This window comes from Tenacibaculum sp. M341 (assembly GCF_004337695.1).
In the GTDB taxonomy this organism is placed as follows: domain Bacteria; phylum Bacteroidota; class Bacteroidia; order Flavobacteriales; family Flavobacteriaceae; genus Polaribacter.
Genome location: NZ_SJXJ01000014.1, coordinates 83,481 through 101,257, shown reverse-complemented (window position 1 = coordinate 101,257; position 17,777 = coordinate 83,481). Strand labels below are relative to the sequence as shown.

General features: G+C 29.3%; 14 protein-coding genes. 5 read left to right on the top strand and 9 right to left on the bottom strand.

Features of this window, described 5'->3' with window-relative positions; genetic code table 11:
* Position 1 precedes the first annotated feature (1 nt).
* Together EYW44_RS15810 and uvrC are read right to left on the bottom strand one after the other, a co-directional pair.
* Positions 2-2,206, bottom strand: a complete 2,205-nt coding sequence (locus EYW44_RS15810; RefSeq protein ID WP_132724815.1) for a patatin-like phospholipase family protein — start codon at positions 2,204-2,206, stop codon at positions 2-4.
* A gap of 12 nt (positions 2,207-2,218) precedes the next feature.
* A complete protein-coding gene (gene uvrC, locus EYW44_RS15805) occupies positions 2,219-4,018 on the bottom strand; it encodes an excinuclease ABC subunit UvrC (protein ID WP_132724813.1) in 1,800 nt (599 codons plus the stop codon).
* A gap of 72 nt (positions 4,019-4,090) precedes the next feature.
* Between uvrC and EYW44_RS15800 the strand changes: the two genes are divergently transcribed.
* On the top strand, positions 4,091-5,860 hold the full coding sequence (locus EYW44_RS15800; protein WP_132724811.1) for a MutS-related protein: 1,770 nt from the start codon (positions 4,091-4,093) through the stop codon (positions 5,858-5,860).
* Between the two features lie 41 nt (positions 5,861-5,901).
* The gene (locus EYW44_RS15795; protein WP_132724809.1) at positions 5,902-6,180 is read left to right on the top strand and encodes a DUF3817 domain-containing protein; all 279 of its coding nucleotides are present in this window, start codon (positions 5,902-5,904) and stop codon (positions 6,178-6,180) included.
* Positions 6,181-6,270: 90 nt separating this feature from the next.
* Here EYW44_RS15795 and EYW44_RS15790 read toward each other — a convergent pair whose 3' ends face one another.
* The 4 genes from EYW44_RS15790 to EYW44_RS15775 all read right to left on the bottom strand — a co-directional run bounded on the left by EYW44_RS15790 (position 6,271) and on the right by EYW44_RS15775 (position 10,958).
* Complete coding sequence (locus tag EYW44_RS15790; protein ID WP_132724807.1) at positions 6,271-6,795, bottom strand: hypothetical protein; 525 nt, start codon at positions 6,793-6,795, stop codon at positions 6,271-6,273.
* Positions 6,796-6,859: 64 nt separating this feature from the next.
* Positions 6,860-9,319 (bottom strand): DUF5686 and carboxypeptidase regulatory-like domain-containing protein, encoded by a 2,460-nt coding sequence (locus EYW44_RS15785; protein WP_132724805.1) that lies wholly within the window; start codon positions 9,317-9,319, stop codon positions 6,860-6,862.
* A gap of 158 nt (positions 9,320-9,477) precedes the next feature.
* Positions 9,478-10,506, bottom strand: coding sequence for a COX15/CtaA family protein (locus EYW44_RS15780; protein WP_132724803.1), 1,029 nt, complete (start codon positions 10,504-10,506; stop codon positions 9,478-9,480).
* Between the two features lie 110 nt (positions 10,507-10,616).
* Positions 10,617-10,958, bottom strand: a complete 342-nt coding sequence (locus EYW44_RS15775) for a cation transporter (protein WP_243643678.1) — start codon at positions 10,956-10,958, stop codon at positions 10,617-10,619.
* A gap of 94 nt (positions 10,959-11,052) precedes the next feature.
* Between EYW44_RS15775 and EYW44_RS15770 the strand changes: the two genes are divergently transcribed.
* Positions 11,053-11,925, top strand: coding sequence for a DMT family transporter (locus tag EYW44_RS15770; protein WP_132724801.1), 873 nt, complete (start codon positions 11,053-11,055; stop codon positions 11,923-11,925).
* Between the two features lie 59 nt (positions 11,926-11,984).
* Here the strand turns inward: EYW44_RS15770 and EYW44_RS15765 are convergent, their stop codons facing one another.
* Positions 11,985-14,039, bottom strand: coding sequence for a M16 family metallopeptidase (locus tag EYW44_RS15765; RefSeq protein WP_132724799.1), 2,055 nt, complete (start codon positions 14,037-14,039; stop codon positions 11,985-11,987).
* 24 nt (positions 14,040-14,063) lie between these two features.
* A complete protein-coding gene (locus EYW44_RS15760) occupies positions 14,064-15,377 on the bottom strand; it encodes a M16 family metallopeptidase (protein ID WP_132724797.1) in 1,314 nt (437 codons plus the stop codon).
* A 259-nt stretch (positions 15,378-15,636) separates the two neighbouring features.
* Between EYW44_RS15760 and rplU the strand changes: the two genes are divergently transcribed.
* The gene (gene rplU, locus EYW44_RS15755) at positions 15,637-16,260 is read left to right on the top strand and encodes a 50S ribosomal protein L21 (protein ID WP_132724795.1); all 624 of its coding nucleotides are present in this window, start codon (positions 15,637-15,639) and stop codon (positions 16,258-16,260) included.
* A gap of 35 nt (positions 16,261-16,295) precedes the next feature.
* Positions 16,296-16,556, top strand: coding sequence for a 50S ribosomal protein L27 (gene rpmA, locus EYW44_RS15750; protein ID WP_132724793.1), 261 nt, complete (start codon positions 16,296-16,298; stop codon positions 16,554-16,556).
* A gap of 505 nt (positions 16,557-17,061) precedes the next feature.
* On the opposite strand, the gene EYW44_RS15745 is transcribed toward rpmA, so the two are convergent.
* A complete protein-coding gene (locus EYW44_RS15745) occupies positions 17,062-17,718 on the bottom strand; it encodes an HD domain-containing protein (protein ID WP_132724791.1) in 657 nt (218 codons plus the stop codon).
* Positions 17,719-17,777 lie beyond the last annotated feature (59 nt).

The window sequence follows — 17,777 nt, the reverse complement described above, 5'->3', positions numbered from 1 at the left end:
TTTAGAACCAAAATCCTAAATTAAATAACCAAAATCGATCTTTATGATCAGGAGACCAACTATATTTTAATTGTACAGGTCCAAAAAAAGACTCTATACCATAACCAATTGCATAACCCGACTTTAAATCTTTTAACAACTCTCCTCTTTGGAGAACATTTTTAGCTGTTCTTCCATAATTGGCTACAGTTTCTATATAATTTTTATTAAATAACTGATATCTTAAGTTAAACTCTCCTCGTAAAAAGGATTGATTTGAAAAAGAAGCGATATCATATCCATAAAAAGGTATAAAATTATTTATATAGTTTTGGTTATATCCGCCTAATCTATAATCAAATATCTCTAAATCTTCCTCACCTAAAGTAAATCCTGCTTGTACTTTACTTTGTAAAGTGAACTTATCCCAAAAAGTAGTAGCAAATTCTACTTTACCATCAATTTGAGAATATTGATTAAAATTTGGGTCAAGAAGTGGAATTCCATTTGGTGCTTCATTGAAATCTGCAAACATGTACCATTTGAAGTTTGCGTCTATTAAAAATCCTTTAGTTGGAAAACTTTTCTTATTGTAAGTGTCAATATGTAAAAAAGCAAACGAACTAAAATAAACACTCTCATCAAAGAGAGTTGCTTCATTATTAGTTAGAAAAGTATCAGAGGAAACTTTTAAATCTTTTATTTCAAATCCTAAACCAAAAGCAGTTCTTTTATTAAATGTAGATTGAGCAAAAAATCTATTGGTAAAATCTCTATAACTAACATTAATTTTATTGACATTGACATCATTAAATTTAAAATCAGTTTTAAATGAATTATGACTAGAAGAAATACCATAACTGATAAGAAAACCGTTATCAATAAAATACTGTAAATCGTATCTGATTCTATCACCTACAACTACATCAACTGAAAATTCATCATTTGAAAATAATAACTTCTTGTGATTGTAATTTAACAATACTCCTGATTTATATAAAAGATCGTAATGAAGACCAACACCTAAAAAAGTTTTTATTTCGTTCTCCTTTATTATTAATTCAAGCTTTTTACCGTTAAAAGACTCTTTAAGGGTATAATCGACTCTCTGAAAATTTTTAGTGGCGCTAAGGGCGTTTATTTTTTGTGAAATACCTTTATAAGAAATCGAATCTCCTTCTTTTAAACCTAATTTACCCAAAATATAATCTTGAGTATAGTTTTTATTCCCTTTAAGAACTATTCTATCAATCAAAAAACGTTTGTTGACTCCTTTAATTCCTCGCTTAATAAACTTCTTATTTTGTTTATTGGCTAGCTCCTTTAGAATTTTTATGTAAGGCTTCATTGCCTTAGTTCCTTGATCAAGAATTGCTTCCTTTTCTTCAAAAGAAACTACTGTATAATCGTTAATATCTGGATGAATGTGTATATCTAAATTCTCTACTTGTTCATCTGACTTTTCATACATTTTAAAATTTACAATCTGGCTTAGCAAAGAAGCTACAGAGGTTAGTTCGTCCTTTTTTAATAAAGTTCCTTGAACATTTACACCTATAATAATATCAATGCCTTTTTCACGCATTCTATCAACAGGAAAATTATTTGCTACTCCCCCATCTATTACAAACTGACCATCAACCTCAACCGGATTTAATAACGATGGAAAAGATGCACTAGCTCTTAATGCCAAAGGCAAAGATCCTTTTTCAAAAAGAACTTCCTTACCTGTTTCAATGTTGGTTCCAATGCAGAAAAAAGGAATCGGTAACTTAGAAAAGTCTTCAATTTTATCAACTGGTGACAATAGCTCTGTTAAAAAGTTCAATATATTCTGACCTTTAGACAATCCTAAAGGCAAACCAATACTTCCTTTTTTTACAGGTAAAGTAATTGCTGTTTTTTCTAAATACGCTTTTTCAAAATAAGGCTTTTGTTCTCTTGGAACATTGTCTTGAATAATAGACAAGAAGTCAATTTCTTTTACAATAGTTTCAATTTGTGCAGCAGAATAACCAGAAGCATACATACCGCCGATGATTGCTCCCATACTGGTACCACCTATATAATCAAGTTCAAGTCCAATTTTTTCAATCTCTTTTAATACTCTAACATGAGCAAAACCTTTAGCTCCTCCTCCACTTAAAACTAATCCTACTTTTGGACGTGTTTGACCAAACAACAAAGTTGGTAGTAAAAAAAGTAGTAATAGTGTTTGTTTCTTCATTCGTGATTGTTTTCATAGTTCCTTTTTAGAATGATAGAAATTATAAACTCTTGTGGCTCTTGCATGTCCTATAACTTCTTTCAACTCTTCCAAAGTAGCCTGTTTAATTCTCTTTAGTGATTTAAATTTACGTAATAAATTTGTAATTGTTTGCTTACCAATATCAGGTATTTGCTCTAGTTCTGATTGTATAGCTCCTTTGCTTCTCTTATTTCTATGGAAAGTGATACCAAAACGGTGCGCTTCATTTCGTAAAAACTGAATTATTTTTAAGGTTTCAGATTTTTTATCTAAGTACAAAGGAATACTATCGCCTGGATAATAAATCTCTTCTAATCTTTTAGCAATACCAATAATTGCAATCTTACCTCTTAATTCTAACACATCTAAACTCTTTAATGCAGATGATAATTGCCCTTTTCCTCCATCTATTACAATTAATTGAGGTAATGGTTGATTTTCATCTAATAATCGCTTATATCGCCTGTAAACAACTTCTTCCATAGAAGCAAAATCATCTGGACCTTCCACAGTTTTAATATTAAAATGCCTGTAATCTTTTTTACTTGGCTTTCCATCTTTAAAAACAACACATGCTGCTACTGGATTGGTTCCTTGAATATTTGAATTATCAAAACATTCAATATGTCTTGGCTCTTTATTCAAACGTAAATCCTTTTGCATTTGCGCCATAATTCTTTTTACATGACGGTCTGGATCTACAATTTTAATTTGTTTAAACTGTTCTTGTCTATAATATTTGGCATTTCTTAAAGACAACTCTACAATTCTTTTTTTGTCTCCCAACTTAGGAACCGTTACTTTTATGTTGTCTCCAATATCAACATGAAAAGGTGTGTAAATTTCTTTAGATAATGAATTAAAACGTTGACGTGTTTCTATTATAAAAAGCTCTAATAATTCTTTATCTGTCTCTTCTAACTTTTTCTTTAACTCTGTAGTATATGATTGTATAATTGCACCATTCATAATCTTGAAAAAATTCACATAACCATGCGTTTCATCAGAAATTATAGAAAAAACATCTACATTATTTATACTCGGATTTACAACCGTAGATTTAGACTGATAGTTTTGTAAAGCCGCTAACTTATCTTTAACCTCTTGTGCTTCTTCAAACCTCATTTCCTCAGCATAAGAAGCCATCAACTGTTTTAATTTTATAATACTTTCCTTAAAATTTCCTTTGATAATATCGCGAATACTGTTAATATCCGCCATATACTCATCTTCCGTTTGAGTTTTTTTACTCGGATTTTTAAGGCTTTTTATTTGGTGTTCTAAAGATCCTACATACTGATCGTAATTACTTTTTTTTCTTCCAATGTCATAATTATAAGTCCTAACAGAAAAAATTTCATCAATCAGGTAAAACAGGGAACTTATTGTTTTTGTATTTGTGTAAGGACCGAAATATTCTGATCCGTCTTTAATTACTTTTCTTGTAGAAAAAATTCTCGGAAAACGTTCCTTTTTAATACAAATCCAAGGATAAGACTTATCGTCTTTTAATAGAATATTATACCTAGGTTTGTATTTTTTAATTAAGTTGTTTTCAAGCAAAAGAGCATCTGTTTCAGTATCTACAACAACATGTTCAATTCTAACAATTTTTCTAACTAAAATTCTTGTTTTGGCGTTATCATGATTTTTAGTGAAATACGAAGAAACTCTTTTTTTTAAATTCTTTGCCTTTCCTACATAAATAATAACATCCTCTTTATCAAAATATTGATATACACCTGGCGAATTCGGCAGTGTTTTTATTTGTAAATCTAAATTTGTAGGCATAAAACGAAAATACAATTTTATTAAACTAGTTGGATATGAAAACGTACTTTTACATAGAATTTAAACTTTAGTATGCATCCTTCAAAAGCTTTTTACTCAGAAGAACTAAAAAAACGTATTGCCGAATTAAATGAATTAAAAAAGAAGCTTACTACTAATAGCATTTTAAGATTTGCTTCTTTTATTACTACAGCATTAGGTATTTACTTTACATTTCAGAATATATGGATGGCTGCAGCTATTTTTATCATTGGAATAGCTGTTTTTATTTTTTTTGTTGTAAAACACACTAACTTACAGTTTAAAAGTAATCTTACTTCAGAAAAAATTAAGATTAATGAAATTGAAATAGCTGCATTAGATAGAAAATTCCATCAATTAGACGAAGGAAATGAATTTAAAGATGGCACGCATTTTTTTAGTAATGATATTGACTTATTTGGCTACGGATCTTTCTTTCAATACATCAATAGAACAACTACCAAAGATGGTAAACAAAAACTAGCGGATAACTTAACTTCAAATGTTATATCTGAAATTGAGAAAAAACAAAAAGGTTTAAAAGAACTATCAACTAAAGTTTTGTGGAGACAACATTTTGCAGCCATATCAAGTATTTTTACAAACAAGGTTGATTCAAAATCTATTTTAAAATGGATTTTATCTTATGAAGTTAAACTTCCTTCATTTTTAAAAATACTTACTAAAGTTTTTTCTTTAATAACAATTACCCTATTTGTATTAACCATTTTAAACATAACCTCATTTACATTTTTAACTGTCTGGTTTTTTGTTGGTATGGGTATTACTGGAAGATATTTAAAGGATATTCAGAACCTTTACACAAAAGCAGGAAAAGCTAAAGAGATTTTTAAACAATATTCTGAACTACTAATGAATATTGAAGAAGTTGATTTTAAGTCGGAAATACTCACAGAAAAGCAAAAAAACATCACTTTTAATAATCAAAAGGCTTCAAGTATATTTAAACAATTTTCTAAAATATTAGATGCTTTTGATCAACGAAATAATATCATTTTTGCTGTATTTGGTAATGGTTTATTTCTATGGGATATTCAAAACGCTACTAAAACTGAAAATTGGATTCATTTATATAAAAACACGGTAAAAGAATGGTTTGAAACTGTTAGTTTTTTTGATGCTCATAATTCATTAGCCAACTTTGTGTACAATCATCCTACATATGTTTTTCCTGAATTAACCCCTAGTGAAAATATTATACTAGCTGAAAACTTAGGACATCCTTTATTAGATCCTACAAAAAGAGTTGATAATGATTTTAATATTTTAAATGAAGAATTCTTTATTGTTACAGGAGCTAATATGGCTGGAAAAAGTACATTTTTACGTACCGTTTCTTTAAGTATTGTTATGGCAAATTGTGGGTTACCTGTTTGTGCTTCATCTTTTACATATCAGCCTATTAAATTAATAACGAGTATGCGTACTTCTGATTCTTTAAATGATGACGAATCTTATTTTTATTCAGAATTAAAACGTTTAAAGTTTATTGTTGATGCTACTCAAAAAGAAAATTATTTTATCATTTTAGATGAAATTTTAAAAGGAACGAATAGCAAAGACAAAGCCATAGGATCGAAAAGATTTGTTGAGAAATTGAATAAATCAAAATCTACTGGAATTATTGCTACACATGATGTTAGTTTATGTGATTTAGCTGATGAATATAGCACTATTAAAAACTATTATTTTGATGCTGAAATTGTAGATAATGAATTGTATTTTGATTACTCCATGAAAGATGGTGTTTGTAAAAACATGAATGCTTCTTTTTTATTACAGAGAATGGAAATAGTGTAATTAAAGAATAATTGAATTATTAGAAATAAATATAAAACACAATGATAAACATATTTAAAATAGTTAGTTTTTTAGAAGGAGTTTCTTACATTTTACTTCTTTTTATAGCTTCTCCAATTAAACATTTTTACGGTGATCCTTCGTATGTAAGATTACTTGGTATGCCTCACGGAGTTTTATTTGTAGCTTATATTGCTTTGGCTATTTTATTAAAAACCGAGCTAAAATGGAATAATAAAACATTTGGTATTGTTTGCTTGCTTTCTTTAATTCCTTTCGGAACTTTTTTTGTTGGAAAATATCTGAAAAAAGAGGAATAATCGGCATCCTAAAAATTCATTTAAATGGAAAAAGGATTGAGGTAAAATCATTTTTAATTTTATCTCAATCCTTTTGTTTTATAAAATTTATTAGCTCTTATTTACTATATAAACAAACTCTTTTTCCAATTCCTTTTTCATATTTTTCACTCCTTTTCTCATAAAGAAATACGGTAAGAAAATCATAAAGCTAGCATGTAGTACAATAAAAGGAATAATAACCCAAAAGTCATTTACAAAACTAAAACCAATTATAAAAAACACATAAATCAACAATAAAAAAGGGTAGATAAAATAGAATGCTTTTTTAAAGCCATTTATCTCTAGCTCTATCAACAACAAATCATCTTTCTGTCTAAATTTTCCTTTAGCAATTGGCATCCCGTTAGCTTGTTGTGCCATTTTTAACCTTTTCCTTAACCTAAACCCATTATTATCAACAGTGCCTTTGTAATCATTTTCACTTGAAAAAAATGGTTCTAAAAAACTTGAAGTCCAACCTAAATTACTTTCATCTACACTATTTCTTAGCTTTTTTACAAACTCATTTTTTTCAGTTTTTAATTCAATATAAGTGCGTTTAATTAAGCCAATCTTTTGGAGAAATTCTTTCATAATATATTTTTTTACAAAGATAGACTTATTTACTAATAACTAAACCATTAACTAATTCACAAGCTTAAAATATTTTAATTCCAAACATAACTCTGTTTTCTTTTACTCCATTAAAATTAGATTGTACAAAATCTACTCGTAAAAACTTCCAACCGCCAAAGCCAATATCATCTAAACCAACTGAAAGTTCAGAATATGGTTTTCTTCCTCCAGAGAAATAACCTTTAGCTCCAATAACAGGAACTCCAATTTTACTTAAAATAGGTACTCTATTCCATAAAAAACTCCCTAGTCTATACTCTGTATGCACTTCTGCATATTTATCATTTGTACTTAAATTATAGTATGGCATCATGAAAAAACTATCTGCGATATAATCAGGTGATAAAAAAGTTTCGTTTGCTGCTGGATGATAAAAATCCATGAATGGAATATCTTTCTGTTCTAAAAACACACCTCCTCTTACAAAATAATCAAAATTACCCTTATCACCTAAACTGATACTTTGTCTTGCTTTAGCAAATAAATAATCTGAATTAAACTCACTATTACCAGCGCCAAAATTTTTTCTATACCCTAAAGTAAGTGTTGGAAACTTTCTATTTCTAACAGTATATCTAGAATCTGGATAACTCACATACTTACTCCCGAAATTAATAGTAGCTGCTACTTGTGCAGAAAAAATATTGTGCTCAGAAAAAGACGGTGTATTTAAATCTGGAGAAATAGGGTTATTGGTTTCATAAACTCCATCTCTATTAAAGAAAGAATAATCTGTGGTATTTACCAATGGCTTTCTATTTGCATATTGTACGTTTGAAGAAAATGTAACATCTGGCGTAATCTCTTGAGAAAATGAAATTTTTGCAGCTGTTTTTTCATAGAACTTTGCATAATTTTCTTTTCCAAATAAAGAGAACAACGAATTATTTAAATCGCTAATAGAATTCCCTTCATCAAATTGCCTTACAGATACACCTGCTGAAATAGATAATCTTGGTTTATTTATATTATTCCATCTTTTATTAAAATATATAGAAGGTCTAACTCTTTTATCAGAAAACCCATAATTAAATTCAGTTCCTACACTCCATCTATTTCCCTTATCATTAATTCTTTTTGAAAAACTAAAATCTCCAGTAAAATAAAATCCTTGAACTGTATTAAAACCAGCATTCCCTAATAAACCACCATAATTTAACGACCATTTTTTATGTCTGTTTCTGTAAGAATAACCTGTAATAGGAGAAGTCCATTTAAACTTATTATACTTATCATCAATAGAATCTAAATACTTTTTAGAGCTTCTAATAACTTCTATACTATCTTTTCTAAAATAATCTCTTTTCTCTTCTATAGTTAAAGGAATACTTCTAAGATTTGTCCAATACACTGAGTCTTTTTTTGTAGCTCCCTTTTCAAAAGATAGAATCTCTTTTCCAAAAGTTTTTTCGGTAAATGTGGGCTTAAACTTATAGTTTGAATATGTAGCTGAATAACGACCATCAAACTTAAACGCAAAGAAGCTTACTTTAAAATCAATCGTTTGTAAAATAATAGCCCAAACTCCTGAATCTTTATCATAATTATAATTCTGTTTGATGTGTAAAGTATCAATAATTGGATTATCAATTTGTTTTCCTGTAATAGTTAAATCAGCTCCATAAACTGCCCAATCATCTTCAACAATATAAATATAACCTTCAAAAACACTAAAGTTTTTTCTTTTAGGAATTAGTTTAATTTTATCTACTAGCTTTCCTCCTTTGTCATAAAAACTTCCTTCTAACTTAAATTTATAATAACTAAAAGCAGCATTTGCAATTGGTGAATATATAATTGCATCTGCAATAGGAATCGTGTTTTTATAAATATCAAAGTTTACTTCTTCTGCTCTATTAAAAGATATACCACTGTTATCTCCACTAACTTTTGATGCTATTATTTTCTCTTTAAATTCTTTAGGTTTCTTTTGTTGCCAAATTTCTGAAACTGTTTCTGAAAGATAAATAATACCTGTTCTTGTTGAATCTAATCCTCCACCTAAATCTCCAATATCCTGACCTAAGAATTTCTTTGGAGCATTCTTTACTTTAAAAAGTCCACGAGAATAAAAATCAGCTGTAAACGTACCAGATTTATTCGTATTTTTCTCTTTATTAGCTATTGCTTTTCTAATAATAATATTGGCAGGATTTTCTGTAGAAGATACATCTACTTCATCTAACAACTCTTCCTTCTCTTTCATCTGTACATTCAGTTCAAAAGGAAATTGTTCAATAGTAACTGTTTTTCTTATTGTTTTAAATCCTAAAAACTGAAAAACAACCGTTTGTTTTCCCTTTTTGGAAGTCTGTAAGCTATATATACCGCTATCGTTAGTGGTAGTACCAGTAAATGAATCTTCTAAGTAAATACTTACAAAAGGAAGCGGATTGTTATTTTTATCAATTACTTTACCTCTAATTTGAGCATATGTAAATAACGAAAAAGAAAAAATGAATAGTGTAATTATGTTTTTCACAGATAATTAGTTATAGTTTTGTGACAAACATAAGTGAATTATAACTAGTTATTTGCTAGTAAAATGTTAAAAACTAGCAACAAAACTATAATTAAATTATAAATTACATGTTTTTTAACAAATACAAAATACACTTGTTAAAATTTAATATTGCTTAACTATTGAGTAATTTCTTTGACTTTTTTGCTCTGTAACCACAAATAAAATTGTAATCCAAATAAAATGGCTCCTGCTAATAAATGTATTGCTTGAGTTCCGATAGGAAAATCAGCATAATACATTAAAATACCAGTTATCGTTTCTAGAAAAATTAAAAATACAATCCAATTCACTAAACCATAACCTAGATTTTTAATTTGATTTAGATAAAACATTCCAAAATTCACTAACACAATGGCTATTGTAAATGATCGATGGAAGTAGAATTTAAAACTGGGGTTTAATAAACTATATTGTTTATTTTCAAAACCAAATTGCTTCACTTGTTCATCTATGAACTGTCTTACCTGAGTTCCCATAGCTATTTGAATTAACGAAAAGACCACAGAAAAAATTAATAGCTTATTAAAAAGAGAGTGATAAGTGTATTGTTTTTTGTTTTCCTTTACTATAAACAACAAATATAATAACAAGGCTATGATTATCAATCCAACCACCATGTGAATAGTAATTACTGTTGGTTTTAAATTTGTATCTACAACAGTTTTACCTAGCCAAGCCTCAAACATCATTAAAAAGAAAGCTGCAAATGCTAAAGCCGGAATTCTTTTATCTTCTTTCCTAAACTGCACGGCGCCATATAGTAAAAGTAGAAACACAAAACCAGAAACTACAGACGCTAAGCGATTGATATACTCTGTCCAGGTATGATACTTATTAAACTTTGCATAATCGTGTTTTGTATACTTTTCCCAATTACTAGTATTGAAAACCTCTGTTGTTTTTAAATCTTTCTGAGCAACAAACAACACTTCGTCTTTAACGATTATCATTCCTTTTTGGAACTCTTTGTTAGGCTGCCAAGTAATTTGTTCTTCTGAAGTTGGAGGTATTAAATATCCAAAACATTTAGGCCAATCTGGGCATCCCATACCAGATCCTGTCATTCTTACTACTGCTCCTGCTAAAAAAATAAGATATACAGACAATAATGTAATCTTTACAACTCTAGGAAAGTTTTTTTTCATCAAAAAAATTTTTACAAAGATACGCCTCTTCCAACAAAAAAAGCACTCTAAATTTAGAGTGCTTTTCTTTATAATAATTTTAAATTATCTGATTTTAAGTAAAGTTGTATTTACTTTAGTATAGCTTCAGAAACCTTATATGCTCCTATAGTTTCTACAAAAGCTATTAATTGTTTTTTATTCAACTTATTAGTATCATATTTAATCGTAGCAATGCTATCACTAAAAACTACTTTAGCATCTAAAACTCCAGCTTTCTTCGCTAACTTAGATTCAATAGTTTTTGCACAACCCATTTCGCAAGTCATACCAGATACATTTAATGAAAAAGTTTCAGGCTTAGCTGCTAATTCTACAACTTCCTTTTTATCTTCTTTTTTATCTGCAGTATTACAACCTACAAAAGCAACAGTTACTAAAAGCAACATTACTAACACTTTATATACTTTCATAATTAACAACGATTAGATTATTGTACAAATTTATCAAAAAAGATTTTTATGTGATGAAAATGAGCGATTTTTGTTCTTAATTAAAACCAAATTCATGGAGAATAATCAAAAAAAGTGGAGTTACTTAATTTTTCTATCTCTTGTATGGGGTAGTTCTTTTATTTTAATGAAGAAAGCTTTAATTGGTTTAACTCCTATTCAGGTAGGTGCATTACGTATTTTAATTTCTACTTTATTCCTTATTATTATAGGTTTCAAAAGCTTAAAAAAAATTCAAAAAAAGCATTGGAAATATATTTTTTACAGTGCTCTTCTAGCAACTTTATTTCCTGTTTTTTTTTATGCCTACGCTGTAAAAGGAATTGATAGTTCTATTGCCTCAATTTTAAATTCACTTACCCCTTTTAACACTTTATTGATAGGGTTTTTAATTTTTAATATTTCATTCAAAAAAACACAATTAATTGGAATTTTAGTCGGATTAACAGGAACTATTATTTTGATTTTGAAAGGAGCTGACATGAATCCTAATCAAAATTACTGGTTTGCGTTGCTTCCTGTATTTGCATCAATAGGTTATGCTTTTAACGTAAATATTATAAAAAAATACTTACACGACTTAGAGCCTTTAGCTATCACAACTGGAAACTTTGTATTAATTTTTATTCCTGCTCTAATTATTTTAAGCTTCACTGGTTTTTTTACTACGTTAGAGTTTACTGAAAGCACAAACATATCTCTAACATACATTACGATTTTAGCAATATTAGGTACTGGTATAGCTAAAATTCTTTTCAATAAACTAATACATATTTCCTCACCTGTATTTTCTACCTCTGTTACTTACCTAATACCAATTGTAGCTGTGATATGGGGAATTTTAGATGGCGAAAAACTAAGTCTTTTACAACTACTAGCAGCTATCATTATACTTATAGGAGTTTACCTTGTAAATAAAGGGAAATAAAAAAGCCAATATCTAATTACAGATATTGACTCTTTTAATTGAATTATTTTACAATAATTTTATTGGAAGTCAGCGTCAGAAACACCTTCGTTAATTTTTATTTCTTTTACTTCAAAATTTAATTCCATTGGTCCATTTTTTCTTGAAACCCTGTGTGGAAATTTAATTCCGTTTACTTCTCTGTAATCAGAAAAAACTGCTGGTACTTTTTGCTCTCCTTGAGGAGTTTTTACTGTAGTTACAGTTTTAACTTTTAATCCTGATTTTACATCGTAAAAAATCTCTTTATCACCATGTAAAATTACATAAGCATTTGCACCATTAACAGGCTCAATTCTATCCAGTTTACCTTTTTTGTAAGCTTCATCTTGGAAAGGAGCTGTACTTGCTTTTGCTTTTTCTAATTCCTCTCCCGCTGTTTCCTTTTTCTGACCACGAGCTTCTTCATACCCTTTAGTTCCATCAAAAACTGATTTTTGTAACGTATTACCCATCATGCTTACTAAAGAAGCTGTTTTATTAGGAGCCGCTAACTTTGCTACTAACTTTATAGGAGCAGGAGCTTGAGCGATTTTAGCTTCAGAACTAATCATTACTGTTTTAACAGCAGCAACTTTATCTTTACCTCCAATTGCTTCAAAATACTTATCTACAACTGTTGTTGCAGTAACTCCTGCAGGTATAGGTGCACTCATTTTAGGCTTGCTAGTTGCTTCACCCATTTTATCAAAATATTTAATTGGGTAATCTGATGTTTTCTCTAAATTCTTTAAAACATCCATTCCTTTACCAGTAATAAAGATTCTTGCTTTATCTCCTTTAAAGTATTTAATTGCAGCATTTTGAACATCTTCTAAAGTTACCTTATTAATATTCTCTAAATAATTCTCGTAAAAATCTGTAGGTAAATTATAACGAGCAATATTTAATGCATAACCAGCTACTGTTCTAGGCTTTTGAACATTCATAACAAAACTACCTATGTATTCAGCTTTCGAATTTTTTAATTCTTCTTCTGATACTTTTTGATAACGAACTTTGTTTATTTCTTTTAAAATTTCAACCATAGAACTATCCGTTACCATGTTACGTACACTTGCTGTAGCTTTAAAAGTTCCTGCATATCTACTCTGACTTACTCTTGAATAAGATCCATAAGTATATCCTTTATCCTCTCTCAAATTCATAAATAAACGAGCAGTACCACCACCACCTAATATGTTATTTGCTAATAAAGCAGCGTAGTAATCTTTATCTCCTAATTTTAAATCGATGTTATTGATAACAGCAATTTCAGACTGAACTGCATTTGGCATATCAATAAAATTAATCTCTGTTGTAGCAGGATTTACTGGCTTAGGCATAGTATAAGCTGGTATACTTCCTTTTTTCCAACCACTAAACAATTTTGTTACTAATTTTTTAGTTTCCTTCGGATTGATATCTCCTACAATTACTAAGTAAGCATTGTTTGGTCTGTAGTAGGTGTCATAATCTTTCTTTACATCTTCTAACGTGATATTCTTGATAGATTTTGGTGTTACATACTCTCCAAATGGATGTTCTTTTCCGTATGTTAAATAATCCTCTACTCTTCTTGCAATTGTTTTTACATCTTTATCTTGAGTTTTTAAACCTTCTAAAGTTCTTTCTATCTCTTTATCAAACTCTTCTTTTGTAAATACAGGATTTTTTACTCCATCTGCCATTAACCCTAAAATTTCAGGGAAATATTTTTTTAAAGATGAAGCAAATGCTCCTCCGCTTGAAAATCCAAGATTAGCTCCTAAATAATCTACCTTTTCATTAAAATCGTCTTTAGTAATACTTGTTGTTCCATTACCTAATAAACTTCCCATTAAGCTAGAAACTCCTGCTTTATCACCTTCAAAAACAGGTTTATTGTCAATTGATAAATTAGCAGAAGCTCTTGGTAGTTTATGGTTTTCAACCATAATTACTTTTAATCCATTTGGTAAAGTAAACTTCTCTGGCTTTCCTAACTTAACTTTTGGTGCAGGTCCTGGTTTAGGCTGCTTATTTAAATCTCTTTGTGCATTTACAGCAAAAGACATTGCCAAAACTGTTATAAATGATACTATCTTTATTTTCATGATTGTTATTGTCTTTTATTGATATTATTTCTTCTTCTCTGGTAAATATTCTAAAATTAATCTCTGATTAGGATTTAGATATTTTTTAGCTACCTCTCTAATATCTTCTCTTGTGATTGACCTGTAAATATCAATTTCAGTATTAATTAAGTTTGTATCGCCATACATAACATTGTAACTAGCTAACGAACTTGCAATACCCTCTACACTTGAGTTTGAGCTCACGAAATTATTTTCAAATTTGTTTTGTAATTTTTGATAATCTTTTTCAGAAATTAATTCTGTTTGAAGTTTTACGATTTCTTCATCTATCTCCTTAGTTAAGTTTTCTAAAGATACTTTTCCTAATGGTAAAGCATAAATGATATATGTTCCGTAATCTTCTTGACTTAAATTAATTGCTCCTGCTTGTAAAGCAACCTTTTTAGTATCAACCATTTTCTTATATAAAACAGAACTCTTACCACTACTTAAATATGATGAAATCATATCTAAAACTCTAGAATCTCTTGTTTTCATAGAAGGAGTTCTATAAGCTTGAATGATAGCAGGAATTTGTATGTTAGGATCATATGCCTTTTCATTGATTTGCTCTGTAATTGGATCTTCTTTAGGAAAGCTTCTTGCTACTTCTTCTCCTCTAGGAATTCTTCCAAAATATTCTTTAATCCACTTTTTAGCTTGTTTAATTTCAAAATCACCAGCAATAACTAAAGTAGCATTGTTTGGTGTATAAAACTTTTTATTGAATGCTTGAAACTCTTCTAAAGTAGCATCATCTAAATGTTTCATTTTACCAATAGTAGTTCCTTTATATGGATGCTTTTTAAAGATATGCTTCTTAACATTCATAAGAAACTGACCATAAGGACTATTGTCATATCTCATTCTCTTTTCTTCTTTCACTACCTCATTTTGAGTATCTACCCCTTCTTGTTTAATAACTGGGTGTAAAAGACGCTCAGACTCCATCCAAAGTCCAAGCTCTAAATTATTAGAAGGAAATACTTCGTAATAATATGTTCTGTCATCAGTAGTATTGGCATTGTTTGTACCTCCATTCGCAGATACAATTTTAAACCAATCTCCTTTTTTAATATTTTTAGTTCCTTCAAATAAAAGATGTTCAAAAAAGTGCGCCATCCCCGTTCTATCTGGCTGTTCATCTTTTGCTCCAACATGATACATTACTGAAGTTACCACCACAGGTGCAGACTTGTCTTGATGTAAAATTACATGCATTCCATTCTTTAAATCGTACTCTTTAAACTCTACCTTCTGTGCATTCACAAACATGAAAGCAACTATGGCAGAAAGAGTTAAAATAGTTTTCCTCATTAGTCTATAATTGTTTTTAATAACTTATTATCGTTTGACGCAACTACCTTCACTTTGTTACATTACATCAAACCCCCATTAATTTAATTCCTCAAAATTATAAATAAGCCAACGAATAAGATGTATAATTTTGTTAAAATGAAACTATTTTGTTTTCAGACAAATAGCTTGCTAAGTCGCAAAAAAAGTGTATATTTGCATCCGCATTTTCATATAAAATGCTCGTAATTATTACATTAATAAACGCAAAACAAATTATATGTACGCAATCGTAGAGATAGCAGGGCAGCAATTTAAAGTAGCAAAAGACCAAAAAGTATACGTTCACCGTTTACCAGAAACTGAAGGTTCTAAGGTAACTTTTGATAAGGTAATGCTTATCGAAGATGGAGGAAATGTAACTGTTGGCGCCCCAGCTATAGAAGGTGCAGGTGTAACTGCAAAAATTTTAAATCATTTGAAAGGTGATAAAGTAATCGTTTTCAAGAAGAAAAGAAGAAAAGGTTACAAAAAGAAAAATGGTCACCGTCAGTATTTAACTGAAATTCAAATTGAAGGTATCGCTGCATCTGGTGTTAAAGCCGAGAAAAAAGCTGAACCAAAAAAGGCCGCTCCAAAAAAATCAACTTCTAAAAAAGGAGATGATTTAAAGAAAATCGAAGGAATTGGTCCTAAGATTGCTGAAACTTTAGCAGCTGCAGGAATTGCTACTTTTTCTGAATTAGCAAAAACTGAACCAGCTAAAATTTCAGAAATTATCGCTAATGTTCGTGGTAATCATGTTACTGATACTTGGCCAAAGCAAGCTGAATTAGCTGCTGAAGGTAAGTGGGACGAATTAAAAGAATGGCAAGACAAGTTAGACGGAGGCGTTGAAAAGTAAATCCGTAAAGTTTAACCTAAAAAAACTCAATACAAATGGCTCATAAGAAAGGTGTCGGTAGTTCGAAAAACGGTCGTGAATCGGAATCGAAACGTTTAGGAGTAAAAATCTTTGGAGGACAGGCTGCTATTGCAGGTAACATTATCGTTCGTCAAAGAGGTACTCAACATTACCCTGGTGAAAATGTTTACATGGGGAAAGACCATACTTTACATGCTAAAGTAGACGGAGTTGTTGAATTTCAAAAGAAAAGAGACAACAGATCTTATGTTTCAATAGTTCCTTTTGAAGCATAGAACACTTAGAAATCAATATTATTAAAGTTATTTACTAACCTTAATAATAATCTTATACAAAACCATTGAAATTAAATTTCAATGGTTTTTTTTATATAAAAAAGCTGTAAGTAAAACTTACAGCCCTTTTTTCTAACCAAACTTAGTATAAAAACTAACTACTACTATTTTAAAACTATATCTTTTTATTTTAGGGAAACTTATTAACTGAATTAAAAAACCTTTTGCTTTTAACCATTTTGTTAATAGGCTACACTCTTAAGACACACTTTTTTTTAATGGGTCACAAAAAAATTGAATTATTTAAAAAATGAAACTATTGTAAAATAAAAAAACTCAAACCTAGGGGATTGAGTCTTTTAATATTGGGGATTATTAAATAAAGAGAGTAGTTATATAACTACATCTCAAATGTAAATTTAATTTAACAATAACACAAAAAATTTGAAACTTATCTATTTTTTTATTAACATAGTTATATGAGTAGTAAATAAATGTCAACATATTAAGCTAAATGGTTCCATTCATTAAAAAACTCTTCTAAGTAAGTTTCCATAAATTCATGCCTTTTAGTTGCTAATTTTTTCCCTGTTACTGTATTCATTCTATCCTTTAACAAAAGTAACTTTTCATAAAAGTGATTGATTGTAGGTGCAGTTGATTTTTTATACTCTTCTTTTGTCATGTGTAAATTAGGCTCAATAGCAGGATCGTAAAGAACTCTATTTTTAAATCCACCATAATTAAAGCATCTTGCAATTCCTATAGCCCCTATAGCATCTAAACGATCTGCATCTTGAATAATATCTAATTCTGGCGATGTAAACTTCTTTTCAAAATTCCCTCCTTTAAAAGATATATTTTCAATAATGTTTTGAACATGCTTGATAACATCTTCCTCTACATTTTCTGATTCTAAAAACGCTCTCGCTTTTTTCGGACCAACAGTTTCATCTCCATTATGAAATTTACTATCTGCAATGTCATGTAACAACGCTCCTAGAGCCACTACAAACTCATCCACATTATCTTCCTCTTTAGCTATTCGTAACGAATTATGATACACTCTATTGATATGAAAAAAGTCGTGTCCCCCTTCCGCACCTTGTAAAGTTCTTTTTACAAATGCAATTGTATTGTCTATTATTAAAGATTTATCCATACCCAAAAATAAAAAATCCTGTCTTTAACGAGACAGGATTTGGATATAAATAGACATAT